Origin of the sequence: Alteromonas sp. 14N.309.X.WAT.G.H12, from assembly GCF_036697315.1 — a bacterium.
GTDB lineage: Bacteria > Pseudomonadota > Gammaproteobacteria > Enterobacterales > Alteromonadaceae > Alteromonas.
This window is the reverse complement of the sequence record NZ_JBAHZB010000219.1, coordinates 1-1,440: the sequence shown is the minus strand read 5'-3', so window position 1 is coordinate 1,440 and position 1,440 is coordinate 1. Positions and strand designations below refer to the sequence as shown.

The following is a 1,440-nucleotide window of genomic DNA, read 5'->3' as shown; positions in this document are numbered from 1 at the left end:
GGACCAGGTATCCAATAACATGGGCGCTAATGGTGTATCGGGTAAATCACCACTTAGCATATAGTGCTGTTCAACGTCGGTTTTATCTTGGCCCATCAGGTTTGCGCTGGTAAAGGCTTTAAGGATCTTGTAACGCAATAGGTGATTTTCACTGAACGGCTCTGCATCTGACAGCACCGGTTGATTATTTTCTAGATAGACCGACAACTTTTGATTGGCATAGGTCTTAAGGGGATGGCTAAACCCCCGGGCTAAAGTATCCACATTTAATGTGCCTGTTATTTCCGATACGGTTTCAGGCAATTGGGGCGATGTAACCACAGACTGATGATGCAGACCATTGGCTAGCCGGAACCAACCGGGATCAAAGCCCACTAAATCGCCGCTATAATTGGCGGGACTAAAAGGGTGTAAGGGCAAGGTTCTGACAAAAGGCTGTTGAACGTTATAAGCGCGATACAACACGTCTAACAGTTCCGATAGCACTAAACTGGGCTGGCGAGGTTTGTTGTCTTTACTGCTGTTGCCTTGATAACTTAAGTACACATAGTATCTGGCGGAGATCAGGGCTTCTAAAAACAGGTATCTGTCTTCTAACCGACGGGAACGGTCTCCCAGCTTGCGCGGCGTTCGGGCCATCAAATCTAAACTAATGGGCGAGGACTGTCGCGGGAACTCACCATCATTGAGTCCTAAAATACACACCACTTTAAAGGGAATGCTCCGCATTGGCATCATTGAGCAAAAGGTCACCTGACCAGTCATAAAGTGGTTTGCCGCATCCGGCGTACTAAAAATACGCACTAGAACAGCGCGCACCTGGGCCAACGTGAGTTCATGTTCAAAGCCCGCCTGTTCGCAATGAACTACCAGATCTGCCGTAGCGCGGGAAATCGCCTCCCAACTTCCCTGATCTTCTTGCGCAGGTTCAAAACAAGCCTGACGCATTTCATCAAGAAATTGATGCCATTGTGTGGCGGTACGTTTTTTATTTAGCGACGAGGCAAAAACAGACAATTGTTCGAGCAGCTGGATCAGTCGGCCTAGCAAGACGGTATGTTGCCCCTCCACGTCGGGCACGGTTAACACATCTTCATCAATTTGCGGTCTATCGCTAAGCACCATTCCGCGAAGTAAGCGCTTTAATCCCCACGCCCAGGTATAGGTTTCTAAGGCAGGCTGTCCTAACAAGGTCGATTTGTGCTGTTGATCCCGCCCCCAATGCACATGGGATTGCTCAAGCCAGTGACTGATAATATCCAAATCACCTTCGGCAATACCAAATTTACGCTGAACCGGTGGTAAACGCAGATAGTCGATAATGCCGCTGACTTCAAAACGACTGTCCGGCAGGCTAAGTAATTCCATAAACGCCGCAATGACAGGTTCGGCATCTAATGGGGCGCGGTCTGCAATAGAACAAGGGATACGCACCGTATC

1 pseudogene is annotated in these 1,440 nt (G+C 48.8%); it reads right to left on the bottom strand.

Going from position 1 to position 1,440, the window contains the following annotated elements:
* Positions 1-1,440 (bottom strand): annotated as a pseudogene (locus V5298_RS20615) (exodeoxyribonuclease V subunit gamma); the annotation flags it as partial.